Below are 22,772 nucleotides of genomic sequence, written 5' to 3' on the forward strand. Positions count from 1 at the left end.
AATTTATGGCCAGGCAACTCCTTACGGCCGTTCGCGACAAGACGGGCATAGCCGCGGTGGAGTTAGCGCTGGTCCTACCGGTCCTATGTGCAGTGTTGCTCGGAATCATGGACGGCTGGTCCTATGTCGCCAGTTCGCTATCGATGCGCGCCGGCGTGAAGACGGCAGCGAACTTTGTGATGGCAGGATCCGTCGATGACAGCGCGACCCAGACTGTCGCGCTGGCGAGCTGGGAGAACAAGCCTTCCGACGCGCAGGTCACGATCAGTCGCATCTATAAGTGCGGCACCACCGTGGTCGATGCATCGACCTTATGCAGTGGACCTAAAGCGCCGTCCGTCTACGTCCAGATTCAGGCATCCGGCACCTGGATTCCGCCCTTCACCTTCGGCCCATACCCGGACAATACCGCAATCGGCCATGTGCAGGTGGTCCGTGTGCGCTGAACGAAGACTCCGGCTTTCGGCATTTGCGGCTAATGAAGCGGGCGGCGCGGGTCTGGAATTCGCGCTGATTGCGCCTTTCCTCATCATGCTCCTGTTCGGCATCTTCGCCTTCGGCTGGTCGATGAACAGCATATCAAGCGTGCGCTACGCCCTCGAAGCTTCCGCGCGTTCGCTGCAACTCAACAACGCGCTGACCCAGGCCGACATCCAGGCGGTCGCGACGCAGAAATTGCAGGCGCTCGGACTGCAGAATGTGAATGTCACCATCACTATCGACCCCGCGAGCGGCGGCTTCCGCATGGCCCACGTCAACGCCAGCTATGCCTTCGTCATCAGCTTCCCCTATTTCAGCAATTTCCCGATCAGCTACACCACCTCGGTGACCGTGCCGCTGGTGGGCGGTTAGGCAATTCCAGGAAAACCGTGGGCAGTCGGGGCCGGATGCCGGCGGCGCAAGGGCCAGAGCGGTCCGGCATACGCGGGATCGCCGAACCGCTGCGAGCCCCTGTTTTTGCGCAATTCCGGCAGAACCGCTGCGCATTTTTCCTGGAATTGTTTAGCTGTGCCCGCTCAGGCTAGCAGCCTTCAGTTGTCGTTTTCATCTGGCCGGGAGCATTCGATTTCGCGCTTGTGTCCTGCTGCCCAGGCGCTGCCTGCTTTGCGCTGCCGGCCTGCTGCCCGGGCGCGCAATCCTTCGCCGAATTCGCGTTGGTCGAATTCGTCGTCGTCTGGTCCGTGCCTTGGCTGCTAGGCATTGTGGTCGTGGTCGACGATGACGAAGAGGTGCCCGACGACGTGCCCGACTGGGCCGTGGCCAGGCCACAGGACAAAGCAACAAAGGCGGCGGTGAGAAGAATTCGGCTCATGATGACTATCCTTTTAGGCAATGTCCCTTCGCTTGTTTAACCCTGACCTTCGGGCAGAGTTCCGACTGATGCATAGGTTGCCGAACGCGGAGATTTCGCGGCTGCAATTACCTCTTCGGACCATGGTCCGGCGGGACAAGGGCCCTCATTGTTCCAAACGGCCCAAGGGCGCTAAGCCCTTTGTATTTTCGTTAAAATTCAACGAGTTAAAGCGATTTTTCGCGAAAGCTGCCAAGCGGTGGCTGCTATGCTCTCATTTCGCGACCGCGATTCCTTAAAGTTTATCCGACGCCGTTAGGAAATTCTCATAAGACGCTGCCTAGCGGTTGGGCCATGCGTCGATTCATCTGCGGAGAAGCACAATGACATTGCGAAAGACACTCCTGGCATCCCTTGCCATTCTTGCGCTCGCGGCCGCGCCGGCGCTTGCCGGCCCCGGCGGTAATGGTGGCGGCCACGGCAATGGCGGCAGCCATGCCGGCGGCAATGGCAATGGCGGCAACGGCGGTAACGGCGGTAACGGCAACGGTGGTAATGGAAATGGCGGGGCCAGCGGCAAGAGCGGCGCCTCGCATGGCAAGTCGGCTTCGGCTCCGGGCCACAACAAGAGCGCCGATGCCAGCACGTCGGATGACAGCTCGACCGACGACACGACAACTGACGATACGACCACGGCCGCCACGCCGAAGGAAAAGAATATTCACGCCAAGCTCGGCCGGCTGAATTCGCTGCAGCGCAACATCAACGCCTACATGAATTCCAAGAGCAAGAAGTTCGCCGGCATCCAGGCTTACGTCACGCAGGCCGCGGCGGCCAAGAACGCTCAGGCCGCGCTCGACGCGGCGAACGCCCAACTGGCCGCCGACCAGAGCAAGCTCGCCGACCTCACTCAGCAGCTCGCTGATCTCAATGCGACGGACACAACGGGCTTCACGCCCGACCAGCAGGCGGCCCTCGATGCGCAGATTGCTGACGTTCAGGCACAGATCGACGCGCAGAACACGGCAATCACGGCCGACAACCAGGCGGTCACCGATGCTCAGACTGCGGTTGACAACACGCCCGCCCCGACCGATGCCTCGTTGGATACGGCTCTCACCGACATGGCCAACAAGCCGGTCGACGCCGACGTCACCGCCTGGGCCAAGGATACGCTGGCAGGCAAGATCGACGCCGTTGCCGCCGCCACGACGACCACAACGACGACAACCCCATAAGGCGGGGCGAACCGACCAGAGGGTGAACGAAGACGCCGCCGGGCCTCGCCCGGCGGCTTTTTTGATACGCCGGCGACCGCGAATTCGCGTCTCAGAAGAAAAATGGCTCGCCTCGGCCCAATGCGTCGGCGCGTCGGACCTCAGCCGCCTTGTATTTGGTGAAGCACAACGCCAATGTAACCGTGCGCTCCCTGTTCTTGCCCGCCATGGTGCATGGCTTAGACTCCGCCCCGGCGAACCGAGCCCAGCTATGGGGAGTTAAGAAGACGACAGTCGATTCCTCGGGGATGTAGCTGTCCTTCATCGAGCCCGCCACTGGTTCAGCGCCAGTAGGCGGGCTTTTGATGGTCGGTCTAATCGGCGTGATCGAGGAGGCGGGTGGCATCGGCTCGCTCTCCGCCGCGTTTCATCCCGGCGTGATCGATGCCTTCGACGGTGATGGCGAATGTTCCGTTCTCGGTCCTGCCGATGAAGCCCTTCGCCTTGAGGTACCACAGATGGAATTCCAAGTGCTCGCGAGGGCAGCCCGACAGGCGTTCGAGCTCTTCGTCGCCGATGCCCGGATTGTTGACGTCCCGCCGGCGCCTCACATAGAGAAGCGACAGCAGATTGGCCTGGATAACGCTATCCCTCTCCATGCCGCCGCCGTCGCGCGCTCCTTCCGTGAGTTCGTGGCGAAGGCCCAGATGCTCGCGATAAAGGATATCGTACTGTGCCCGTTTGACCGGATCGCGAAGTGTATTGTGAGCTTCCACGATCTCGCTGAAGCGCGATTCATTGCCGGTTTCCCGATTGTCGGGATGATAGCGCATGGCAAAGTAGCGGAAGATCCGCTCGATGGTCTCAGAATTCGCGTTCGGGCTTATTTCCAGAAGTTCGTAATAGTCGATGAACATGTAATCGTGCTTCCGAATTACGGAAACCACTCCCCAATGCCAAGCATTGCCCAAATGCCGCGCGCTTGCAAGGCGCGCCCGGGCTGAAGATCGGACGCTGAAGCCGCGCGGATTGAGAGCTTGCCGGATTGATCTGCCATCGCGGTGGAATAAATCCCGCACTCTGCTACGTTAGCCATGTTTGAATTCAGGTAGCAACCTGGATGGGAGCCGACCTCAAGCCCGGCTCTCTTTTTGGCTCGCCTCGAAAGAGGCGAGCCTTTTTTCGCAAAGTTGCCGGCCCATCTTGCAGCTTTCGCCCGAAAGCGGCAGCGACTTAGGTGCGCCATGGCTAATATGGCTTATGGGATGTAGACTTCGTAGAGTCGGGTTTACAGAGGCATTGGGAGGACAACAAATGCCACGCGTATCGGAACTCTTTTTCAAGACGGCCATCGTCTTTCTCATCCTGGGCATCGCCGCCGGACTGCAGATGGCGATTTCGGGCGATCACGGGGCCTTCCCGGCGCATGCTCACATCAACCTTCTTGGCTGGGTCACCAGCGCCATCTTCGGCGGATATTACGCGCTCAACCCGGCCAAGGCCGAGCGCCGCATCGCCATGATCCATTATGGCCTCTATACGGTCGGCATCGTGATCATGCTGCCGGCGCTCTACTGGATGCTGGCGGCAGGCCATCCGGAGATCGAGCCGGTCGTGGCAACAGGTTCGCTGATCGTCGCCGCCGCAGTGCTGGTCTTTGGCTTCGTCGTCTTCTCGTCTTCGGAAACGGTGCGCTCAGTCTCACCGGCTGCCGCGCGCTAGCCTAGCTCGGCAAACCCGGCAGGATTACAGCGAGCCCGGGCTGCAGTTCCGGCGACTGCAAGTTTGCCGTCTGAGTTGCGCCGCTGTAGCTTCGGCAAAGGCGGTCGGCGGCGTGCAGGTTGCCGGCGCTTCGAGGCCTTGAGGCGTAGACCGGCTCCTGCATTCCTTCGAGCAAAGGATGCGGCGTGCCGGGCTATTGCAGCGCGGCCGCCTCTCGAAAAAGGTGAATAGCCCTCGGCCGACCGCGAGATGCCACGCGAAGTGATCAGGGAAGCAGTTTCGGGAAAAGCCGCAAGATGAGAGCGTGGATGATGCCGTCCCGTTCGAACGGGCCGGGTATCTTCGCAGGCGCCGAGCTAGCTTCCGCCTTGCCTTCGTCGCTCACGCGGGTCTCGTCGTGCACGAGCCAGAGCACGGCCACGAAATAACCGGCCTGCAGAACCACGGCCGCCAGGAACGTCCAGCCGATCGCCACCCAGAAAGACCCCGTGGACATGAAGGTCCAGCCGAGGATGGCCAGAAGCGTCGCCACCATTCCCACAAGAAACTGCGGAAAATACATTTGCCCAACCGAGCGCCCCGACCAAATCCGATCGTCGACGATCTCGCCCATGTCTCTACCCATCGTGACCCATGCACCTTTTCCCGGAGGACCGCAAGCTTGAACGATTTGCCGGCGGGCCTATCGCCCTTTCGTCCGGCCCCGATAGGGACGGCGGACGCAGGACTTCCGTTGTGACAACTGTGAATTGCGCCGGATCGTTCCCTCGGCAACGGGAGTAAACGCACATCGAACAAACTGCAGTGCATGTGCAGGCGGATGCCGGGCGTGTTCGGATGTCCCTCTCCCACGCAAAAAGGCCCGCCGGTTGGGCGGGCCCCTATTCGCTATGCTGGCCGGATCAGCTCAGGATCACGACGATCTTGTAGGTGTCCGGGTCGACAATGACGATGCGTCCGTCGGCCAACACGAAATACTCATAACTCTCGTAAGCCGGAACGATCTTGACGATACGGGCCGGCAGGCGATGCAGACGCACCTTGTGGCGCGGCACCTCGACGCCGACGGAGATTTCGAAGCTGACGTCGCGCACCGGCTCGACATGGGTCTCATGAATGACCTGCGTGATCTGCGTCTTCTGCTCCACCGTCACATTGTTGATCGAGGCCGTCTTGTTCTGGTCGGTCTCGACATTGGTGTTACCCTGGGCGTTCTGCTCGGTCTGCATCTTGGTGGTGCCCTGAGCATTCTGGTCGGCGGTTGTGCCGGTCTTGCCCTGGGCGTTCTGCTGGGTCTGCAGCTTGGTAGTGCCGCCCTGAGCGTTCTGCTCAGTGGTTGTGCCGGTCTTACCCTGGGCCTGCTGATCGGTCTGGGTCTTCGTCTTGTCCTGGGCATTCTGCTGGGTGGTCGTACCGGTCTTGCCTTGGGCGTTCTGCTCAGTCTGCATCTTGGTGTTGCCCTGAGCGTTCTGCTCGGTGGTGCCGGTCTTGCCCTGCGCCTGCTGCTTCTTCTTCAACTGTGTGTTGTCCTGGGCGTTCTGGTCGGTACTGGTGCCGGCCTGACCCTGGGCCTGTTCATCGGTTTTCATCTTGGCCTTGCCCTGGGCCTGCTCTTCCGTGTTGGCGCCGGCCTTGCCCTGGGCGTTCTGCTGAGTTTGCGACTTCATTTCGCCTTGGGCCTGGCCGCCGGCCTTGCCACCCTTCTGGCAATCGGCTGTGCCGGCCGCGCAATTGTTGTCGCCGCCGCTCGGCTGCGCGGATTCGGTTTGCGCCATCGCGGCGCCGCAACCGACGCCGAGCGCGATCATGCTTGTGATCAGCAGATGTTTCATTGGATTTTCTCCTCGGAAAGTCGGTCCCTTCGCATGGGTAACCCCGCCCGTAACGCATTGTTCCGAAATTGCCGTGCCGGGCGAAGACGATGATTTCGCGGAAGACGGCGGCAGTTGCTTTGCAAGCGCCAGTCCAACTTTTTGCAGGAACAAGGACAGGCGAATGGCGTTACGACAATGCCGACCCGCTGTGGAAAATCGCAGGCCCAGCATCAAGGCGATTGATTCAAATCCACATAGGAGAGACGACCAATGAAAATGCACCTCACCTCCGCCGCCGCCGGGTTCCTGCTTCTTGCGGGCATTGGCGCGGCTGCCGCGCAGGATGTCGTCATCGCGCCGGAGCAGGAAACCGTTATTAAGGAATATGTGCACAAGCAGCCGCTGGCCTCAGTGAAGGTCCCCGGGGTCGAGTTGAATATCGGCAGCACGCTTCCCGATACGGTCGAGCTGCACGAGGTACCGAACGTGAAATACCGTTACGTTGTCGTCGATAATCGGACGGTTATCGTCGACCCGGGTACGCGAAAGATCGTCAAGGTTCTCGATTAATTGATATCGCGCCAAATCGGATGGCCCGCCGCCGCTCCCGGCGGCGGGCCGTTAACCGATTATTATTTTGTTACCATACACTAACGGAACCTTCCCCCTGCGCTTGAGTTAGCGGCTCTGGATCCGCGCTGTCTCATAGACAACACAAATCGATGGCAGGGTGAAGATTCGGGCGGCGGCGAACAGGTATGGGCGGGCGAGGAGGAGACTAACCGACATGTCGAAACGAGAAATCGGAACATCCCGTTCGCTCGGGATGCGGGTCGCCGATCTGAGAGCCAGGATGCGGGACGCCCGGATCACCGAGCATGAGATGAAGACCTTCCAGAAGGTCGCGGCCATCATGGGGGGCGGCGAGGGCTCCCTACGCATCGAAGCGGACGACCTGATCGCCGCATCCTTCGTCGCCGAGGCGCCGGGCGAATCGACGCCGACCTGACAGCGGCCACCAGCCGAAAAAATATCAGGAATGCAACCGACCGCCAGACGGGAGGCGGCGGGCTGCAGGTGTGCAACTGTACGGGTGCCGCAATGTTTGTCGGCAAAGTCTTTTAATGCGCACCACAACGCAGAGCGGCGCAGGCGACCAAAAGGAGGCAGCCTTGCGCCGCTTCGGCGCGCTGGCGCCTATCCAGGCACGTGTCGGTTCTGCGCTCGGTTTTCGCGCGCCCGGCTGCGCCTGATCTTTGCTTCGCGCAGCACCACGACCGGATCGGCGCCGGTCCACTCGATTCCCGCCTTCTTCGCAAAAATCAGGAATGCCTGCCGCGCCTTGTCCAGATCGATCTCACCGGCCCGCGCCGCCTCGCAGGACCGCAGCGCCGTGATGTAGCTCTCGTCCCGAGCAGCCGGCGGCCATTCCTTGAGGAAGTTCTGCATCGCGGTCAGTGAGGTGATCTCGCGTTTGAAACCGGCGCCGACCGCGATCGCCACCGGGGCTCGAAGTTCGATGTCGCTTCTGATGGAACCTGATCGCATAATTCGCCGCCCTATGATTTCAAAGTCTTGGGATTCAATGCCTTCCAATGCGGGGCGGATGCGAAGGTTCCGCTAAATCAATTAGTCGTCGCTGACGGAACAACACCTTGCCGGGGGCGTTTGCCCCGGGAGCTCCAATGTTCGACCTGCCGGTGTTTCCGCCCCCGCGGAGGCAGGGCGGAGCTCGCCAACGCAACAGGAGAGAAACGATGAAAACCACCCTCATTCCAGCTGTCGCCGGCCTGGCTCTAATGGCCGGCATCGGCGTCGCGGCCGCGGACGAGGTGATCGTCACGCCTGAGCAGCAGACCGTGGTCAAGGAATATGTCCACAAGCACCCGATCGCCTCGGTGAATGTGCTTGGTCTTGAGCTCGGCGTCGGTTCGACCGTACCGGATACTGTCGAACTGCGGGAGGTTCCGGATGTGAAGTACCGTTATGCGGTCGTCAATGACCACACGGTGTTGATCGATCCCGGCACGCGCCGTGTCGTCCAGGTGATCCAATAACACCTGCTCCCTTGAAGAGCCCGATCCTCGTCATCGCAGGATCGGGCTCTTCTCGCATCCGGGCTTAACGGCTAAAATGGTCAGCGGTTTGGGAGGCAACGAAGCGCGGAAGGAGTCGTTGCCATGCATCATCCACACGTCGAATCACCTAGTATCGCCGCCATGGTCGACAAGCTGCTGGCCGAACACAGGACCGGCCTACTGTCGATGCAAGAGGCAATTTCGCTGCTGCGCCAGCGTACAGGGACCGACCGCTCTGACGCGGATTTGGCCGGGTTGATTACAAAGAAGGCAGCGCATCTGGGCGTCGCGGTTGTCGTTGACAGACGCTGAGCGAAATTGCCCTCAAAGTCGGTCGCTATATGCGTGATAGCGAAGACGCCGCGCGAAAATTCGGCTAATGTTCGCGCCGGGGAACCGACATCAGGAGGCGACAGTGACGGACGACAGGCACGAACGCATTCGCCAGCGGGCGCATGAGATCTGGGAGCAGGCCGGTCGGCCGGAAGGCGCGCATCTCGAGCACTGGGATCAGGCGACGGCCGAGATCGATGCGGCGGGCAAGCCGAAGGCGAAGAGCACGAAGAAGGCCGCCGCCGCGAAAGTCGAAAAATCGAAAGTAGCGGCGAAGGCCGAAAAGCCGGCCAAGCCCGCCAAGGCTAAGGCGACCAAGCCCAAAGCCAAGGGCTGAGTCCGTTAGGCGACCGCTTGACCGCCAAGCTTTATTCGATCCTCGGAAGGTGAAGGCGAGGCAACGGCGCCCTTTCGTGTATCCCCCGGTCGCGCTGATTTCTGACGTGCCGATTTGCAGCGTCCTTCAGCGCGCCAAGGCAGCCGGCAGCCAGGTCGGCGGCAATGCCGGGCTGCAGTTCAACTGGTAGGAGGAGGCTACCGCCTTCCTTGATTTCCGGCGTATCGCGCGACCGCGCACAGGAATGCCAGCGCGGCCGTGTCGCAGGCGGCACGCGACGGCGACGGACCCTTGGCGAAAAGAACCGCGTCCGCGACGGGGATCGTCAAGCCGTGCTTCCGGGCGAATGAGGTGACTTCGTAGGGTTGATCGTCGGGCTGTATGCCGATGTCGATGCGCTGGTCCATTAAAACGAATTCCTCCCTGATGTGCGGCTTACCCTCCTTCGCCTGAGAGGAATTAATCACCGGCCGCTCGCGCGCGTCCACCAATTGGCAATTGTGTGAAACGATGCATTTTTCGGCAGGTGGCCTAAGGGTTGTAGCGACTGTCTGGGGCTCACCACGCGTCGCTCGACCGGGCAAACCTCACCCCCGCCGCGATCATCGCGCTTTCACATTCGCTGATCAGCCTCAGATTGCGTGAATACCGCGCCACCGTCTCCGGCAGCCAGGCCGCGCAGGCCTCCACATAGGCGCGGCCATGCACCAGCGTGCCGGTCGAAAGCCGCTCGTCCTTCTCCGCGATCACTTTCAGATATTGCCGGATGAAGCGGATGTCGTCGGCGATATCCTGGCTCGCCATGCGCCAGGCGCCGGCAAGACGTTCGCGCTCCGCGAGCGGCAGTGGCGACAGCAAGGGGCGGGAGAGGTCGGCGAAAGCGGCATGGTTCGCGGTGTCCAAGCAAGTCCCCTCAAAAAGAAGAGAAGTATCGTACTTTATGTACGAAAAGCAATCAAGTACCCGTTCGTACAATTTGAACGACAGGCAGTTATCCGGATTTCCAAAGTTATGAGCAGGATGTTCGGCAACAGCCGACGCCGAACCACAAGGCGACTGGCGGCGCTGCCGAACCTAATCCTTCACAATGGCATAGAGCAGGGCGGTTTTGACATGTCTTCCAGCTTCGCCCGGCAGCGAGAGGGCCGCCGCAAACAGTTTTGCCGTTGCGGGGCACAGGCCAGCGAAATCCTGATTGGCGTTCGCTATGGCCTCCATCTCGGCCGGCGTGCCGCCGTTTTTGGTGAAGGCCTCGGCGACGAGCGACCAGTCCTGATCCTCAGGTTCGGCAGCCGGCAGACCGCTTCTTTTGGCGGCGCCAAGGGCATGCAGCAGCGTTGCGCCGATCCTGTCCAGATGCACCAGAAATTCACTGTCAGGCGCGCTGACCGCGTCCGGCCCAATGCGCAGGTAATTGTTGCAGGTGGCTGGCGTTTGCCGCGCGATCAGATGGTTGAGCATGGCAAGCTGGGCCGAGAGCGCCTGCGCGGCTTCGTTATCCGGAGTGGAAGGCAAAAGCGGCGCATATTTACGCCGCAGTTCGGCGGCCGCAACCCGGCTGGTGTTTCGCACCGCCTGCTTGCCGCCCAAGCGGGCCACGACCATGACGTTGTCAATCAACGCGCTGTAGTCGTCCGGGAACTCCTCGGCGATTGCTTTCAATATCTGCGATTTCTGCTTCTGAACCTCGGCGTTAATGTCGGCTCTGGTCAACGCTTGGGGCGCGGGCGTCTGCTTGCCGGCTTGTCTGGCGAGCTTGCCTGACGTCTTCGAGGCAAGAGCCTTTCTCTTGGCAGCCATCGCCAATTTACGACCTTGCCGGGCCATGTCGGATTTAGGATCGAGCCTGAGAGCCCGGTCGAGATCGGCGGCGGCGCGATCGAAGTCCCCGATAGAGTACCAGGTGCTGCCACGCCCGAAATAAAGCGGGGCAAAGTCCGGCTTCATTTCGATCGCACGGTTGTAATCGGCAATGGCTTTTTCCGGCTCGCGCTTCTTTATCAGTATAAGAGCGCGGGCATGGTAGGCCGTGATGTAGGATGGATCGATCTCAAGCGCTCGGTTGACGTCCGCCAAGGCCCCGTCATAGTCGCCCTGTTGCATACGCGCCCTGGCGCGCGCCGAATAGTTCGACGGTTCGTTTGGCGCGAGCGCCACGGCGCGGCTGTACTCAGTGGCGGCGCGATCGTATTTGCGTTTCCTGTAGAACGCGTCGCCGCGCTCGAGCGCCGCCGCCAAGGCCACCGGATCCGGAGCGGTTTCGGCCGTCGCCGCTTCGTTTTCGCCTTTCGCCGCTACCGCCGCCTTGCGGGCTACGGTGTAATCACCATTGCCGGGATCGAGTTTGAGCGCTTGGTCGAAATCGGCGATGGCACCGGCATAGTCCTTGCGGTCGGCCCGCGCCATGCCGCGCGCATAGTAGCTGCCGTCATCCTTGGGATCGATACCGAGCGCCACCGAATAGGCGGCGATGGCGCGTCCGGCATCGCCCTTGGCGTGCCAGGCCATGCCTTTGCAATAGTGGGCGTCGCGCGCCTTCGGGTCGAGCGTGGCGGCCCGCTCGCAGTCGGCAAGCGCGCCGTCGACATCGCCGGACGTCACCTTGGCGAGGCCGCGGCCAGAATAGGCCGCAGCGAAATTGGGCGCGAGCTGAATGACCCTGTCAAAATCGGCGATCGCCTGGGCGTAGTCGCGTGTGGCTGCCCGGGCTCTGCCGCGGCCGAAATAGCCGAAGCGGTTGTCGGGTTCGAGCGCGATCACCACGTCATAGGAACCGATCGCCTTGTCGTATTTGCCCATGTCCAGCCAGGCATCGCCGCCGAGGATCGCTTGCAGCGCGCGCTGGTCTTTTGTCTCCAGAGACTTTGCAGCCAGAGTGTCGTCCGTGGCCGCCAAATTCGGAAGTACGGGTTGCGGGACCGAAGCGGCGCCCGCCGGCTTGGGCTGCCCCAGGTCTGGCGCCGGGGCGGCTTTGCCCTCATCGCCGGCAGCCTGCTGGTCGCAGCTTCCCGACCGCACGGAATCCAGCTCCATAGCACGCCGGCAATCCGCCGCGGCGCCGGCCTGGTCGCCCTTGAGCGACTTGGCGCGGCTGCGGCCGAGATAAGCATCGGCATTGTTGGGATCGAGGCTGATCGCCTTGTCGAAATCGAGCAGCGCGCCGTCGACACCATATTTTGCCAGACGCGCTCCTGCGCGTTCGACCAGTATCCTGGCGGCGGCCCTATCCTGGGCAGCCTGGTCCTGTGTCGTGGCGGCCGGAACGGTTTGAGCCATGAGCGCGGCGCACGCGTCGGCGCGTTTCGGATCCAGTTCGACGGCGCGCCGGCAGTCGCTGGTGGCGAGGGCATCGTCTCCTTGCGAGGCCGCGGCGACCGCTCGGTCGTAATAGGCCTCGGCGTTGTCCGGATCGAGCGAGATGGCATAGCCGAAGGAAGCGATTGCGCCCGGCACGTCGCCGGAGACCTGCTGCTTCAATGCATCCCGGATTTGCGCGGCAGCATCTTTGGAACGGATCTGCCTGCCAGTGGCCTCCAACTGCTTGGTCAAAGCAGAAAGATCCGGCTTGGTCGTCGTTTCCGCGGCCGGCGCCTCGGCGTCGGCGGGTCCCACATCACAATCACCGGCCTTTTCCGGCTTGAGCGCGATGGCCTTCCTGCAATCGGCCGCCGCGCCGGCCGCGTCGCCGCGCCGCGCTCGTACCAGCGAGCGGGCGAACCAAGCTCCGGCATCGTTCGGATCAAGTGCGATCACCTGGCCGAAATCGGCAATGGCGCGGTCGTCGTTGCCTTTGCCCGCCCAAGCGACGGCTCGGTAGTAATAGCCGTCGACGTTTCCAGCATCGAGCTCGATCGCCTTGTTGGCGTCAGCGATCGCGCGAACCCACTCCTTTTTGTTGGTCCAGGCGGCGCCGCGTTTGGCATAGGCGTCGGCGCTCCTGGGGTCGATGTCCAGGGCCGTGTCGTAATCGGCAATAGCACGGTCGAATCCGCCCTTGGCGGCGTGGGCGATGCCGCGGTTGACCAAGGCGGTCACGTCCGTCGGATCGATACGGATCGCCTCGTTATATGCGGCGATCGCCTTTTCCTGATCGCCCGTCGCGGCCAAGGCGGAGCCGAGTTCGGCATGCGCCCTGCCGTTTCCCGGATCAGCCTCGATCGCCTGCTGGAAGTCGAGGATGGCCGCGTCAACCTTACCCTTGTGCAGGAAGGCCGAGCCCCGGCTGGAATAGGCTTGGCTGTCGGACGGCTCCAGGCTGATCGCAATGTTGAAGTCCGCGATCGCGCGGTCGTCGTCGCCTTTGTCGAACCAGTCGGCGCCGCGGTTGAAGTAGGCCGAAGCCCGCTTGGGATCGAGCGCGATCGCCTCGCCATAGTCGGCGATCGCGCCATCCCAGTCTTGCATGTCGTCCCGAGCCCTGGCCCTGTAGAAATAGGCCTTGGCGCGCAAAGGCAATGCCTCGGCGACGTCCTCGGCAATCGCGGTGCAGGCGGCAATGCGGCGGTCGGCTGCGGCTTTGGCATCGCCGGCGCTTTTTTCATCGCCGAAACAAAGGGCAGGGTCTTTGACAACAGCGGCCGCCGGTTCGCTCAGCCCGCCAAGCACCAGCATCACCGCCAGGACCACCAGCGGCCCGCGCGAAATCCCTCCAAACAAGCGCGCGCAAAAACGCGCCGATGCGGCGTAACATGATGGATCCTCCCCCCGGAGTTACCGCGGCTGCTGCCGTGGCTGCCTATATAGTTCTGTTTTTGTTCCGGAATGCAAGCAGAAATTGTGAAGGCCGCATTGGGGCGCCCAGCCCGCGCTAAGCGGGACCGCCCAGAACACTTGCCGCCGAAGGCCGGCGCGAAGGATCGCGGCCTTTGCCGGAGGCCTCTGGGCTATCCCTCACATATCGATCATCGACCGCTTCACCCGCCCGATAATGGTGATTGCTCCCTCCAGCTCCGGCGGCGGGATATCCAGATAGGACGCGGGCTGGAAGGGCGGATTGTCGTTCGGGCGGTAGCGCTTGTAGGTCGCGCGTCCTGTCTCGTCGGCAATCACGTAGCAGCCATTGGTCACCAGCCGCTTGTCGCGCAAATTGACGAAGATGATCGAATCCGGAGGCGAGATCTTGTTCATCGATGGACCGTCGACGCGCAGCGCAATCCATTCGCCTTCCTCGAGGTCGGCGGTGGGGATGGTCGGATAGTCGGAAAGGTTGACCACGCTGTCCTGACTGCCGAGCTCGCCGGCGCTGATCCAGGACACGATCGGCACGTCGACGGTGACGGGCGCCGAGGCGAGGCTGACCGGCGCCGCTTCCGTGCCATCGGCATTGAACAGCAGCCAGCCGGGATCGACGCCGAACAGCCGGCCGTATTTCTCGGCCGCTTTCCGGGACAACGGCCGGTTGCCGTTCTCATGGCTGATGAGGGTATTCTTGTTGATGTCGCGCAAGGCCCGCGCCGCATCGCTGGGCGAAGCATAGCCGGCCTGGGCGCGCGCCTGCTGCAATCTATGCCGGGAATCCATCATCGTACAAAATGCCTGAAAATAATCGTCCAAACTGTACGATTTCGCTTGCGCGGCTTTCGTACATAACGTACGCTTAGCGCATGAATGAGCATCCCGCAAGCATTTCCGCACTGCCCGTGATTCCCGCGCCGCCCATGAGCATCTCGGGGCTTGTCGCTTCCCGGCTGAGCATGGGCGCTTTCGCCGTCCCGCAAGGGGAGGCGGCATGAACGCGCCCGTATCTTTCCAGTTCGAACCGTCTTCCCCATTCGAATCGCCTGTCGAATTCCAATCGTCCGGACCGTCCTCCTCCCCGGTCCGGGCGCATTCCGGGGCGCTTGCCCCGGATCCGGTCGAACCGCCCGCACCCCGGTTCACCGGAACGGCCGGAGCCGTTCCTCCCCCGGCTCCGGCCGCCGCTTGTGGGGGCGCATCATGCATCCGCACCGAGGACGGCACCGTCATCCTGTTCGACCGTACGACGGGCCTTGCGGTATCGGGCCTGACCCGAGCCGCCGCCGAAGCGACCCTGCTTCGGCTGACCGTCGCCGCCTGACTTCAACCGATCGCTGACCTGACTGCGGCCTCGCGGCCGAACCCCGGCGCTCGTCCGCGCCTTCGACAAGCAAATGGAATGAGACGATGACCGCCGCCTACACCGAAAAGGAAATCGACGAGATCGCCGCCTGGTTGAAGGAGGGGCTTTCGGCCTCGCGCATCGCCGGCCGCTTCAGCGCACTGCGCGGCAGTCCGGTCTCGCGCAACGCCATCATCGGCATCGTGCACCGCAACGCCGGCTTGCGCGCTATCGGCTTCGCCAATCCCAAGGGCGGCCGCGCCGGCGGCAGACCGAGGAACCATGCCTGGCCCGATCGTCCTGGCCGGCGGGGCAGGGTGGCGGCCGGAGGTATGGCGCTCTCCGAACCGGCAGCACTTTCCAGGCATGTCGAATTGCTGGAGGCCGCCGGCGCTGCAACTGCCAATCTCCCCCCTTGCGGAGGAGATGTCCGGCAGGACAGAGGGGGGCGCTGTCCCGCCGACATAGCGATCCATGAGGTGCCCTCACGGTCAGATCACGTCACCGCCTGCACCCCCAAGCCCAGAAAGCCCAAAGCCCGCAAGCCCGCACGCACGCTGCCACCCGCCTGGCTCGCACCCAGCGCCCGCGAGAAATCCGAAGCACATCTCTACAAGCTCCCGGCGCCGCCGCCTCCGGTAAACCCCGGCCGCCAGCCGCATGTCGCCGCGATGCGCTTTCTCGACTGCCTTTTCGGCCGCTGCCGCGCGCCGCTCGACCTCGCGCTGCGCGAGGATGCCGAAGACGATCCCGCCGGCGCGCGCCCGGGACCGGACATGCTCTGCTGCGGCCTGCCGACGTCGGCTACGCGCTCCTACTGCACGCATCACCATGCAAGGTTCCATGGCCATCGGGGGAAGGGGATGTGAGGGCGAGGCGGCGAACGTGCCGTCGCCGGAACCGCTGATCTCCCATTGCGAGGGAGATGTCCGGCAGGACAGAGGGGGGCTGTCCCGCCGGCCTTTCCAATTTCCATTCTCGCCAAACAAGGACCCGCATCCATGCCCCGCAAATCCGCCAAAAAACCGCAGCCTCCGAAACTCCCCAAGGGCGAGGCGGAGCAGGTGCGCATCCGCCGCGAGATCGGCCACGACTTCGCACTCAAGCAAGACGCCTTCGGTCGCCAGCGGCTCGCGTCCGGCACGGCCGAGGCGCGGCGCGTCTACGAAGTGTCGAACGGCGGCTACACCTCCACTGGCGGCGTCGTGCGCCTGCGCAATGTCGATCCGCTCACCGGCATCACCTCGCTCAGCCGTCAGCAGCGCGAGGCCGGCCAACGTTTTCGCGACGATTTCGAGCGCAGCCAGCGTGAGGGCCTGCAGCCGCAATCCTGGAGCGAGCGCGTCGATAGCGGACGCGTCGGCGGCGGCATCCCCGACCGGGTGCTCTCAGCCGGCCGCGCGCACGCCCATGCCGCGGCAGCGCTCGCCCACTGGGAGGTGGCGGAGGTGGTGCGCAAGGTCTGCCTGGACGGACAGTCAGTGAAGGCGATCGCTGAGCGTAGCGGCGATGGGCGCGACGTCGTGGTGAAGTTGCTGAAGGTGGGGCTGGATCTGCTGGCGGTGCATTACGGGATGATGGGGAGGAAAGCTGGGTAGGGGGCGGCATGGACGTGGCCAAATCAAGGGTTTGGCAAAGAAAAGTGACTCACGATCTGAGGTGGCTGACGTGAACTTCCAGAGACATGACGTTGCCCTTGATCCGCCCTTCGGGACCCCTCCCGCCGTAAACGGAGCGAAGGAGAGGCGCGACGCCGGCGCAGCCGCTTTCTCCTCGTTTACGAGGAGAAATGCCCGGCAGAGCAGTGGGGGCGCGTGACCTTCGACGTTATTTGCGGAGTCCGGTATGAGTTTTGGAGGTTGACTCCTCGCCACCCTCAGGTGGTGGTTCCCACCCAAACACACTCCGCCCGCCCAGCAGATGCGACTGGTCCATTTCCCCCGCCACGATCTCCTTCAGGCTCGGCCCCGTCACATAGCGCTCCATCCGGCGTGACTCACCGTCCAACCGCCTCAGTGCCTCCAGTTCCTCGCCGCGCCCAAGCTTGGCCTTCCCCACCGCCGATTTCAGCACGCCGATCGTCTCGTCATAGACCTTCAGCGGCACGGGGAAGGGGTGGCGGTCCTTGCCGCCATGGGCGAGCGAGAAGCGGGCCGGGTCGGAGAAGCGGTAAGGCGCGCCATGCACCACTTCCGAGACCATCGCCAGAGCCCGCACCGTGCGCGGACCGACGCCGGGCACCAGCAGCAGTTCGGGAAAGTCCTTCGGGCCGCTTTCGATAGCAGACGCGATATTGCCGTGCAGGCGGCGCATGACGATGTCGCTCTCGCGCACATCGTGATGCGCGGGCATGACGAGGTTGGGCAAGAGCGGCTGCGCGGCAGGCTCGGGTTCGGGTTGCGGCTCCAGTACGGCAAGCTCGGTCAGGATCTTTTCCGGGCTCATGGTCTTCAGAAGCTCGACCTGCCCGCTGCGGGCCTTTTCCGCGCGACGGTCGGTGAGATTGACGATCTCTCCCTGGCTCTCGCCTTCGATGGCTGCATGCGGCTGGTCGACGAAGCTTTTGAGTCCCTCCGACAGCCAGTGGTAGCGGCGCGCCTGGCGGGCGTCGCCGTTCATGCCCTGCTGCACCACCACCCAGCGCCCGTCATCGGCGACGATGAAGCCATGCAGGTAGAGGTCGTAGCCGTCCTGCACGGCGGCGCTGTCGACCTTGGCGACGAGCCGGCTGGCGGTGGCTAACGCTTCGCCGTCCAGGCCGACGCGGTCGCCGATCGCCAGCAACTCGCCCGGCGTCTTGCGCGAATGCGCGCCGCGCCCGCCGCAGACGTGGATGCCGAGCTCATTGCTGAGCGGATTGAGCCCGCGCTTCAGCGCCCCGATGACGGAAGTGGTGATGCCGGATGAATGCCAGTCCATGCCCATTACGGCGCCGAAGGACTGGAACCAGAAGGGATGGGCGATCCGTCTCAACAGCTCGTCGCGGCCGTAATGGTGGACGATTGCTTCGCACAGCACCGCGCCGAGCTTCGTCATGCGCTCGCCCAGCCATTTCGGAACCCGCCCGCCATGCAGCGGCAGGTCGGCGCTGCCGCTTCGCTGCGTCACTTTTGCTTTCCCTTATGGATGCCGGCTTTTAGATGGCACTTTGGCGGGAATTTGCAAGGCGACGCAGCGGCCCATATCCGGCCTTGTCAGTAACGGCAAACCCGAACCCGTTCCAGCACCCGGCGGTGATGGTGCCAGTGCCTCACCCACTTCACGCGGCAACGGTGGTAGTGGCGGTGCCGGTGGTAGTAGCGATGTGGGTAGCGGGCCATGTAGTCGGGATAATAGCCGCGATAATAGCGCGGACCGTAATAGCGGCCGCCATAGTCGTAGAACGGGCCGCCGCCGTAGAAGGGGCCACCGTAGAACGGGCCGCCGTAGAACGGGCCGAAGCCGCCGAAAGGACCGAAAAAACCGCCCGGACCGAAGAACTGCGCATCTGCAGGCGCGACCGTGGCTGCGGCAGAGGCAATGGCAATCACCGAAGCAAGTAACAGTTTTCTCATGGCAACCTCCTCCTGAAGGCCGATCACTGGATAAACGCGCTGCAGGAAGCGTGTGTTCCCACTCGCTGACACCCGCTGAGGGCGGCGCTCGCCCTCGAGAATGGTCGCAAGAGCGGCTAGGAAGTCAGCTTGCCAATCAGACTCAGTACCGGCAGACGCGGATTGCCTCGTACACCCGGTGGTGATGACGCCAGTGTCTCACATATTCGACTTGGCAACGCCTGTGGTGCCGGAAATAGTAATTCCGGTAGTAGTGCGGCCTGTAGCTGTAATATTGGCCGTAGTACGGCTGATATAGGTAGCGGTCGCCGTAATAGTCACCGTAGTACGGTCCATAATCATCATAGTCATCATCGTAATAGCCGTCGCCGATGCCGATCCCGAATTCGAGGCGTCCGGCATTGGCCGGGCCGATTACGGCGGACGCGGACGCAATGGCTATTACGGAGGCAAGCAGGAGCTTTTTCATGACCACCTCCCTGGGGTTGATCACCCCATAAACGCCCGGGAGGCAGCGTATGTTCCGAATCGCTAATATTCGCCCGCCCATCGCTGGGAATGGGCGGGCGGTCGTCTCCGCTCGCCGCGGAGATCAGCCAATTGCGGCACTACTCGATCAGCGCTCGCAAATGCGGATTTTTTCAATGACGCGGTGGTGATGGCGCCAGTGCTTCACGATCTTGACCCGGCAATTATCGCGATAATACCGGTTATGATAGCGAACCACATAACGCTCACGATCGGGGGCGTAGTAGTCGTCATCGTAGACGTGCCGGTAATAGCGGTGAGGATAGTATCCGCCATAATCGCCGTAATAGTCATCGTCATAGCCAGGACCGATGCCGATACCGAGCTGCACGCCACCAGCGTTGGCCGGCGCGATCGCGAACGCCGAGGCGATGGCGATCATCGAAGCAAGCAGAAGCTTTTTCATCGCTGCCTCCTTGAGTTTCGAGGACGCCCCTTCGAGGAGTAAACGGTTTCGAGGTAACCGGTGTTCCGAGGAAAATGGCGTGGCCCTATCTTCCCACGTGCTGGGGACGAGCCCGTTCGCAAATGCAAGAAAACGCTCTCTCCCCCTGCAAAGGGTGTATGGATCAGGGAGGATAGCGCCGCGCGATGTCGCACCACCGCTCGCGACTGTTGGCGCCGTCGGCTATGCCTCATCTGACCCAATCCCAACCACAGGAGCCTCCATGACGAAGAAAACCATTCTAAAATTCGGCCCCGTCGAGCAGGCCGATGGCGGCGACCTGCCGGGCTGGATCGCGGTCGAGGGTTCCCCCACCATGCAGACCGCCGTGCAGCACACCACCGACGACGGCAAGGTGATGTCCGGCACCTGGCGCGCGTCGCCCGGCACCTACCACGCCACCTACACCGACTATGAGTTCGTCCACATGATCGCCGGCCGCATCATCATCACGCCCGATGGGGGCGAACCCGTCGAGGTCGGCCCCGGTGACGCTTTCGTGGTCGAGGCCGATTTCAAGGGGACATGGAAGATCCTCGAGCCGGTGACCAAGCATTTCGTCGTTGTGATTGGATGAGGGCGCCGGCGCTGAAGCTGCTGATCTCCCCTACAGGTGCGAGATTGGCAGCTTCACCGCCCTACTTTCGAAATCACCCTTTTCTCGACCTCCGGCTCCAGCGATTCCGCGAAGGGCGTGGCCAGATGGTGCTGATCGCGGAAGGCGAGCTTGCCGTCAATGAAGACATGGCAGGTGGTGGCGCTGCAGAAACGGTCGGTGAGATCGACGTAAGCCGCGTTGGGGATGCTGTCGACGATGTCGCGTTCCACCGCGGCCATTCGATCGTTGGCGGCATAGGCCCGCGTCTGGTCGCAGCGCGAAGGCGTTTCGTTTCGCCAAAGCGCCCGCGCCACGCAGGTGTCGACATTGGCGTTGTTGAACGGCACGTCGCGGATGAAGGCTACCTTGAGGCCGGCTTGGCTCAGGCTGGTGAGCGTCGAGCGCAGGCCCGCCCGCCAGTCGGCGTCCTGGCTGTCCGTGTTGCCTGCGCGCCCCGCCATCTTGCGCCCGCTGGTCAGCGCCAGCTCCGAGATGACCACCAGCGCCGGCCTCGCCTGGATGATCTCGTTGATCGCCTGCTCGCGCCAGCGGTCGCACTCGCTATAGGGACGCTTGAGCTCGGACGACCACACGCTGATGCGTGAGGCGCGGCAGGAGTTCTTCAGCCAGGTCACCACCCGGTAGCCGTTTTTTTCGACCCGCCTCGATCAGCGGCGTCGACCAGTGGTCGGCGTGGGAATCGCCGAAGAGAGCGATGACGCGCCGCCCGTCGCCGAACACGCAAGGGGTCGGCGTCACGCTCTGATAGTCCTGTACGCAGCCCGCTTTGGCCCGGGCTGTGGACGGTTCCGCGGCACTCGCCGCGATGATGCGTTGTTCCGGATCGAGGTCATGCACGGCGAGCCTGGCATTGCCGTAGGCGGCTGCGACGCCGGTGCCGGTCAGGAGGAGGGCCGGCACCAGCGCCCGCGCCGCATTGGCCATCAGCCAGCCGTTGCGACGGATCGGGTTTTCGATGAGGTGGTAGCTAAGCGCGGACAGCGCCAGCGTCAGCGCAAGGCAGTAGAGCCGCTCGGCGGGCGTCAGTTCCGGCACCAGCATGCCGGCATAGACGATGACCGGCCAGTGCCAGAGATAGAGCGAATAGGAGAGCTTGCCGATCCATTGCAAAGGCGGCAGCGCCAGGGCGGCGTTCACGTAGTTCCGTTCGGAATTGCGTGGACGAGGAGTGCCGTCCCTGGCGCCGGCCGCTCCCGCCTTGAGCAGAAGGACAGTACCGACCACAGGCAGAAGCGCCAGAAAGCCGGGGAAGGGAGCGTCCTCGCTGAAGGTGAGATAAGCGGCCCCGATCATCGCCAGTCCGGTCAGGCTTAACGCCCGCCCCAGCCGCGGGCGCTCCTGCAATAGCCGCGCCGGCACCATCGATGCGAGGCCGCCGGCGGCAAATTCCCATGCGCGCAGCGGCGAAAAGTAAAAGGCCCAGGGCTGCGAGACGCTCGTCAGCCAGGCGCAGAGAACAAAGGAAGCGACGCCGACAGCGGCGATCGCGACCACGATGGCGCGCCTGCCGGGCTTCATCCACCAGGCCAGAATCAGCAGCGCCGGCCAGGCGAGATAGAATTGCTCCTCGACCGACAGCGACCAGTAGTGAATGAACGGATTGCTGGTGGCATCATTCGCAAAATAGTCGAACGACCAGCGGATCAGCCACAGATTGATTATATAGGCCGAGGCGAACATCGCTCCCTTGGAATAGAGCGCCTGTTCCTCCGGGGACAGGATGACCGCGCCCGCGGCAAGCGTCGCCGCGATAACGAAAAGCGCCGCCGGCAACAGGCGCCGCGCGCGTCGGGCATAGAAACGCACCAGATCGAGCCGGCCGGTGTCGGAAATCTCGGCGACAAGATGGCGGGTGATCAGGTAGCCCGATATAACGAAGAAGATGTCGACCCCGGCAAAGCCGCCGGGCAGCCCGGTGAGGCCGAAATGGAAGGCGACTACGCCCGCCACGGCCAGCGCCCGCAACCCTTCTATGTCGGGTCGGAAATCCTGCGCCGATGCTGACACGAACACGAACCTCGTAATGTCCGTTCGTATCCCGCCTGCTGCAAACCCTCGTCCCTATGCTCTGATATCGCAATGCAACAAATCTAACGCGGTGCAACATAAGGGGAGGTGGATTGACCATTCGCCGAGAGTGGCCCGGGATTTGCAGAACAATGATCTGAGCTTACTGCCGGAAGCCTTGCCCGCGCGGACCGTGGCCTTGGATCCGCGCGGGAAACGCCGCCCCGCCGGCGGCGCCAAGCCCCAGCCCTCGGGCTGGCCGGGTGGTTTGGCCCTCCGGCTGCTCTTCCCCGTCGATCCCGGATGGTGAATCGGCTATGGGGCCGCCGGAATGGCTTTGTCTTACGCGGTTACGGATCAAAATCGCCGAGCGCGGCTCCCGCAATTGCTCTAGAAGTGAAGATCCAGCGGTTGCGGATAGGCTTGGCCCGGGTCGGCGTCCTTCGCCGTCGGGCCCGCCGAGGGCGCGATGCCGCCGGTGGCCGTCTGATCGAGCGGCGGCCGGCTTTTCTCGTGGCCGGTCTTTGTCTCGGTTTGCGGGATTTTTGTTTTGGCCTCGGCAGCTTGCGACAGCGCAAGCGCCACGACAAGCGCGGATAGAACGAGTTTCATGACGGCTCCCCTGTATTCATCCCGAATGCATTCATCCCGAAGCGACCCTAGCGGCGGTCGCCGGGTCGCAAAGACGGCGCGCGTGGAATGCAGTGGAATTCTTTGGATTTCCTGTAACATTAGGGAGTGGAAATAA

The 22,772-nt window shown here is 62.9% G+C and carries 28 protein-coding genes and 1 pseudogene; 13 read left to right on the forward strand and 16 right to left on the reverse strand.

Features of this window, described 5'->3' with window-relative positions; genetic code table 11:
* The first annotated feature begins 5 nt into the window (after positions 1-5).
* Entirely contained in the window at positions 6-446 is a 441-nt protein-coding gene (locus ACVMIM_RS17365; RefSeq protein WP_476113473.1) for a TadE/TadG family type IV pilus assembly protein, read from the forward strand.
* Positions 436-852 carry a TadE/TadG family type IV pilus assembly protein gene (locus tag ACVMIM_RS17370; protein WP_476113475.1) on the forward strand — a complete coding sequence of 139 codons (417 nt, stop codon included), beginning with the start codon at positions 436-438 and terminating at the stop codon, positions 850-852. The genes ACVMIM_RS17365 and ACVMIM_RS17370 overlap by 11 nt, the downstream gene beginning before the upstream one ends.
* 169 nt (positions 853-1,021) lie before the next feature.
* On the opposite strand, the gene ACVMIM_RS17375 is transcribed toward ACVMIM_RS17370, so the two are convergent.
* Positions 1,022-1,312, reverse strand: coding sequence for a hypothetical protein (locus tag ACVMIM_RS17375; RefSeq protein ID WP_476113476.1), 291 nt, complete (start codon positions 1,310-1,312; stop codon positions 1,022-1,024).
* 362 nt (positions 1,313-1,674) lie between these two features.
* Between ACVMIM_RS17375 and ACVMIM_RS17380 the strand changes: the two genes are divergently transcribed.
* Positions 1,675-2,529 (forward strand): hypothetical protein, encoded by an 855-nt coding sequence (locus tag ACVMIM_RS17380; protein WP_476113477.1) that lies wholly within the window; start codon positions 1,675-1,677, stop codon positions 2,527-2,529.
* Between the two features lie 91 nt (positions 2,530-2,620).
* Here ACVMIM_RS17380 and ACVMIM_RS17385 read toward each other — a convergent pair whose 3' ends face one another.
* The gene (locus ACVMIM_RS17385; protein WP_476113479.1) at positions 2,621-2,833 is read right to left on the reverse strand and encodes a hypothetical protein; all 213 of its coding nucleotides are present in this window, start codon (positions 2,831-2,833) and stop codon (positions 2,621-2,623) included.
* 49 nt (positions 2,834-2,882) lie between these two features.
* The gene (locus ACVMIM_RS17390) at positions 2,883-3,587 is read right to left on the reverse strand and encodes a DnaJ domain-containing protein (RefSeq protein ID WP_476113480.1); all 705 of its coding nucleotides are present in this window, start codon (positions 3,585-3,587) and stop codon (positions 2,883-2,885) included.
* A gap of 235 nt (positions 3,588-3,822) precedes the next feature.
* Between ACVMIM_RS17390 and ACVMIM_RS17395 the strand changes: the two genes are divergently transcribed.
* The gene (locus ACVMIM_RS17395) at positions 3,823-4,230 is read left to right on the forward strand and encodes a hypothetical protein (RefSeq protein ID WP_476113482.1); all 408 of its coding nucleotides are present in this window, start codon (positions 3,823-3,825) and stop codon (positions 4,228-4,230) included.
* Between the two features lie 265 nt (positions 4,231-4,495).
* Here the strand turns inward: ACVMIM_RS17395 and ACVMIM_RS17400 are convergent, their stop codons facing one another.
* On the reverse strand, positions 4,496-4,843 hold the full coding sequence (locus ACVMIM_RS17400; protein ID WP_476113484.1) for an exopolysaccharide production repressor protein: 348 nt from the start codon (positions 4,841-4,843) through the stop codon (positions 4,496-4,498).
* A gap of 289 nt (positions 4,844-5,132) precedes the next feature.
* Positions 5,133-6,275 (reverse strand): DUF1236 domain-containing protein, encoded by a 1,143-nt coding sequence (locus tag ACVMIM_RS17405; protein WP_476117268.1) that lies wholly within the window; start codon positions 6,273-6,275, stop codon positions 5,133-5,135.
* 39 nt (positions 6,276-6,314) lie between these two features.
* Between ACVMIM_RS17405 and ACVMIM_RS17410 the strand changes: the two genes are divergently transcribed.
* Positions 6,315-6,614: a DUF1236 domain-containing protein gene (locus ACVMIM_RS17410; protein ID WP_224529617.1), complete on the forward strand. Its 300-nt coding sequence runs from the start codon at positions 6,315-6,317 to the stop codon at positions 6,612-6,614.
* A gap of 217 nt (positions 6,615-6,831) precedes the next feature.
* Positions 6,832-7,053: a hypothetical protein gene (locus tag ACVMIM_RS17415; RefSeq protein WP_041002718.1), complete on the forward strand. Its 222-nt coding sequence runs from the start codon at positions 6,832-6,834 to the stop codon at positions 7,051-7,053.
* A gap of 188 nt (positions 7,054-7,241) precedes the next feature.
* Here ACVMIM_RS17415 and ACVMIM_RS17420 read toward each other — a convergent pair whose 3' ends face one another.
* A complete protein-coding gene (locus tag ACVMIM_RS17420) occupies positions 7,242-7,547 on the reverse strand; it encodes a DUF982 domain-containing protein (protein WP_476113486.1) in 306 nt (101 codons plus the stop codon).
* A 254-nt stretch (positions 7,548-7,801) separates the two neighbouring features.
* Between ACVMIM_RS17420 and ACVMIM_RS17425 the strand changes: the two genes are divergently transcribed.
* The 3 genes from ACVMIM_RS17425 (at position 7,802) to ACVMIM_RS17435 (ending at position 8,792) form a co-directional block, all read left to right on the forward strand.
* Positions 7,802-8,101, forward strand: a complete 300-nt coding sequence (locus ACVMIM_RS17425) for a DUF1236 domain-containing protein (protein WP_476113487.1) — start codon at positions 7,802-7,804, stop codon at positions 8,099-8,101.
* 123 nt (positions 8,102-8,224) lie between these two features.
* The gene (locus ACVMIM_RS17430) at positions 8,225-8,434 is read left to right on the forward strand and encodes a hypothetical protein (RefSeq protein WP_476113488.1); all 210 of its coding nucleotides are present in this window, start codon (positions 8,225-8,227) and stop codon (positions 8,432-8,434) included.
* A gap of 103 nt (positions 8,435-8,537) precedes the next feature.
* On the forward strand, positions 8,538-8,792 hold the full coding sequence (locus ACVMIM_RS17435; RefSeq protein ID WP_476113490.1) for a DUF2934 domain-containing protein: 255 nt from the start codon (positions 8,538-8,540) through the stop codon (positions 8,790-8,792).
* A 197-nt stretch (positions 8,793-8,989) separates the two neighbouring features.
* Here ACVMIM_RS17435 and ACVMIM_RS17440 read toward each other — a convergent pair whose 3' ends face one another.
* The 4 genes from ACVMIM_RS17440 to ACVMIM_RS17455 form a co-directional block, all read right to left on the reverse strand.
* Positions 8,990-9,199, reverse strand: coding sequence for a hypothetical protein (locus tag ACVMIM_RS17440; protein WP_041001461.1), 210 nt, complete (start codon positions 9,197-9,199; stop codon positions 8,990-8,992).
* Between the two features lie 151 nt (positions 9,200-9,350).
* Entirely contained in the window at positions 9,351-9,695 is a 345-nt protein-coding gene (locus ACVMIM_RS17445; RefSeq protein ID WP_476113492.1) for a hypothetical protein, read from the reverse strand.
* A 171-nt stretch (positions 9,696-9,866) separates the two neighbouring features.
* Complete coding sequence (locus ACVMIM_RS17450) at positions 9,867-13,448, reverse strand: tetratricopeptide repeat protein (protein WP_476113493.1); 3,582 nt, start codon at positions 13,446-13,448, stop codon at positions 9,867-9,869.
* 234 nt (positions 13,449-13,682) lie between these two features.
* Positions 13,683-14,315, reverse strand: a complete 633-nt coding sequence (locus tag ACVMIM_RS17455; RefSeq protein WP_041001455.1) for a LexA family transcriptional regulator — start codon at positions 14,313-14,315, stop codon at positions 13,683-13,685.
* A gap of 205 nt (positions 14,316-14,520) precedes the next feature.
* Here ACVMIM_RS17455 and ACVMIM_RS17460 point away from each other — a divergent pair, with 205 nt between their 5' ends.
* From ACVMIM_RS17460 to ACVMIM_RS17470, 3 genes are all read left to right on the forward strand, one after another.
* The gene (locus tag ACVMIM_RS17460; protein WP_476113495.1) at positions 14,521-14,850 is read left to right on the forward strand and encodes a hypothetical protein; all 330 of its coding nucleotides are present in this window, start codon (positions 14,521-14,523) and stop codon (positions 14,848-14,850) included.
* Between the two features lie 86 nt (positions 14,851-14,936).
* A complete protein-coding gene (locus tag ACVMIM_RS17465) occupies positions 14,937-15,740 on the forward strand; it encodes a GcrA cell cycle regulator (protein ID WP_476113496.1) in 804 nt (267 codons plus the stop codon).
* 132 nt (positions 15,741-15,872) lie between these two features.
* Positions 15,873-16,469 (forward strand): DUF6456 domain-containing protein, encoded by a 597-nt coding sequence (locus ACVMIM_RS17470; protein ID WP_476113498.1) that lies wholly within the window; start codon positions 15,873-15,875, stop codon positions 16,467-16,469.
* A gap of 229 nt (positions 16,470-16,698) precedes the next feature.
* Here the strand turns inward: ACVMIM_RS17470 and ACVMIM_RS17475 are convergent, their stop codons facing one another.
* From ACVMIM_RS17475 to ACVMIM_RS17490, 4 genes are all read right to left on the reverse strand, one after another.
* Complete coding sequence (locus tag ACVMIM_RS17475; RefSeq protein ID WP_476113500.1) at positions 16,699-17,979, reverse strand: DUF763 domain-containing protein; 1,281 nt, start codon at positions 17,977-17,979, stop codon at positions 16,699-16,701.
* 86 nt (positions 17,980-18,065) lie between these two features.
* A complete protein-coding gene (locus ACVMIM_RS17480; protein ID WP_476113502.1) occupies positions 18,066-18,425 on the reverse strand; it encodes a hypothetical protein in 360 nt (119 codons plus the stop codon).
* Between the two features lie 142 nt (positions 18,426-18,567).
* Positions 18,568-18,894: a hypothetical protein gene (locus ACVMIM_RS17485; RefSeq protein WP_476113503.1), complete on the reverse strand. Its 327-nt coding sequence runs from the start codon at positions 18,892-18,894 to the stop codon at positions 18,568-18,570.
* 147 nt (positions 18,895-19,041) lie between these two features.
* Positions 19,042-19,359, reverse strand: a complete 318-nt coding sequence (locus ACVMIM_RS17490; RefSeq protein ID WP_476113505.1) for a hypothetical protein — start codon at positions 19,357-19,359, stop codon at positions 19,042-19,044.
* A gap of 262 nt (positions 19,360-19,621) precedes the next feature.
* Between ACVMIM_RS17490 and ACVMIM_RS17495 the strand changes: the two genes are divergently transcribed.
* Positions 19,622-19,975, forward strand: coding sequence for a cupin domain-containing protein (locus ACVMIM_RS17495; protein WP_476113506.1), 354 nt, complete (start codon positions 19,622-19,624; stop codon positions 19,973-19,975).
* A 53-nt stretch (positions 19,976-20,028) separates the two neighbouring features.
* Here the strand turns inward: ACVMIM_RS17495 and ACVMIM_RS17500 are convergent.
* Positions 20,029-22,030: pseudogene (locus tag ACVMIM_RS17500) on the reverse strand (acyltransferase family protein).
* Positions 22,031-22,414: 384 nt separating this feature from the next.
* Positions 22,415-22,636: a hypothetical protein gene (locus tag ACVMIM_RS17505; RefSeq protein ID WP_476113507.1), complete on the reverse strand. Its 222-nt coding sequence runs from the start codon at positions 22,634-22,636 to the stop codon at positions 22,415-22,417.
* Positions 22,637-22,772 lie beyond the last annotated feature (136 nt).

Source organism: Mesorhizobium sp. USDA 4413 (assembly GCF_056280365.1).

Coding starts and splice junctions, on each gene's coding strand:
- ACVMIM_RS17365 (WP_476113473.1), top strand. CDS start 6: ATGGCCAGGCAACTCCTTACGGCCGTTCGCGACAAGACGGGCATAGCC.
- ACVMIM_RS17410 (WP_224529617.1), top strand. CDS start 6,315: ATGAAAATGCACCTCACCTCCGCCGCCGCCGGGTTCCTGCTTCTTGCG.
- ACVMIM_RS17380 (WP_476113477.1), top strand. CDS start 1,675: ATGACATTGCGAAAGACACTCCTGGCATCCCTTGCCATTCTTGCGCTC.
- ACVMIM_RS17465 (WP_476113496.1), top strand. CDS start 14,937: ATGACCGCCGCCTACACCGAAAAGGAAATCGACGAGATCGCCGCCTGG.
- ACVMIM_RS17400 (WP_476113484.1), bottom strand. CDS start 4,843: ATGGGCGAGATCGTCGACGATCGGATTTGGTCGGGGCGCTCGGTTGGG.
- ACVMIM_RS17485 (WP_476113503.1), bottom strand. CDS start 18,894: ATGAAAAAGCTCCTGCTTGCCTCCGTAATAGCCATTGCGTCCGCGTCC.
- ACVMIM_RS17505 (WP_476113507.1), bottom strand. CDS start 22,636: ATGAAACTCGTTCTATCCGCGCTTGTCGTGGCGCTTGCGCTGTCGCAA.
- ACVMIM_RS17415 (WP_041002718.1), top strand. CDS start 6,832: ATGTCGAAACGAGAAATCGGAACATCCCGTTCGCTCGGGATGCGGGTC.
- ACVMIM_RS17405 (WP_476117268.1), bottom strand. CDS start 6,275: ATGCTGGGCCTGCGATTTTCCACAGCGGGTCGGCATTGTCGTAACGCC.
- ACVMIM_RS17490 (WP_476113505.1), bottom strand. CDS start 19,359: ATGAAAAAGCTTCTGCTTGCTTCGATGATCGCCATCGCCTCGGCGTTC.
- ACVMIM_RS17395 (WP_476113482.1), top strand. CDS start 3,823: ATGCCACGCGTATCGGAACTCTTTTTCAAGACGGCCATCGTCTTTCTC.
- ACVMIM_RS17375 (WP_476113476.1), bottom strand. CDS start 1,312: ATGAGCCGAATTCTTCTCACCGCCGCCTTTGTTGCTTTGTCCTGTGGC.
- ACVMIM_RS17440 (WP_041001461.1), bottom strand. CDS start 9,199: ATGGACCAGCGCATCGACATCGGCATACAGCCCGACGATCAACCCTAC.
- ACVMIM_RS17495 (WP_476113506.1), top strand. CDS start 19,622: ATGACGAAGAAAACCATTCTAAAATTCGGCCCCGTCGAGCAGGCCGAT.
- ACVMIM_RS17425 (WP_476113487.1), top strand. CDS start 7,802: ATGAAAACCACCCTCATTCCAGCTGTCGCCGGCCTGGCTCTAATGGCC.
- ACVMIM_RS17480 (WP_476113502.1), bottom strand. CDS start 18,425: ATGAGAAAACTGTTACTTGCTTCGGTGATTGCCATTGCCTCTGCCGCA.
- ACVMIM_RS17460 (WP_476113495.1), top strand. CDS start 14,521: ATGAACGCGCCCGTATCTTTCCAGTTCGAACCGTCTTCCCCATTCGAA.
- ACVMIM_RS17470 (WP_476113498.1), top strand. CDS start 15,873: ATGCCCCGCAAATCCGCCAAAAAACCGCAGCCTCCGAAACTCCCCAAG.
- ACVMIM_RS17430 (WP_476113488.1), top strand. CDS start 8,225: ATGCATCATCCACACGTCGAATCACCTAGTATCGCCGCCATGGTCGAC.
- ACVMIM_RS17455 (WP_041001455.1), bottom strand. CDS start 14,315: ATGATGGATTCCCGGCATAGATTGCAGCAGGCGCGCGCCCAGGCCGGC.
- ACVMIM_RS17385 (WP_476113479.1), bottom strand. CDS start 2,833: ATGAAGGACAGCTACATCCCCGAGGAATCGACTGTCGTCTTCTTAACT.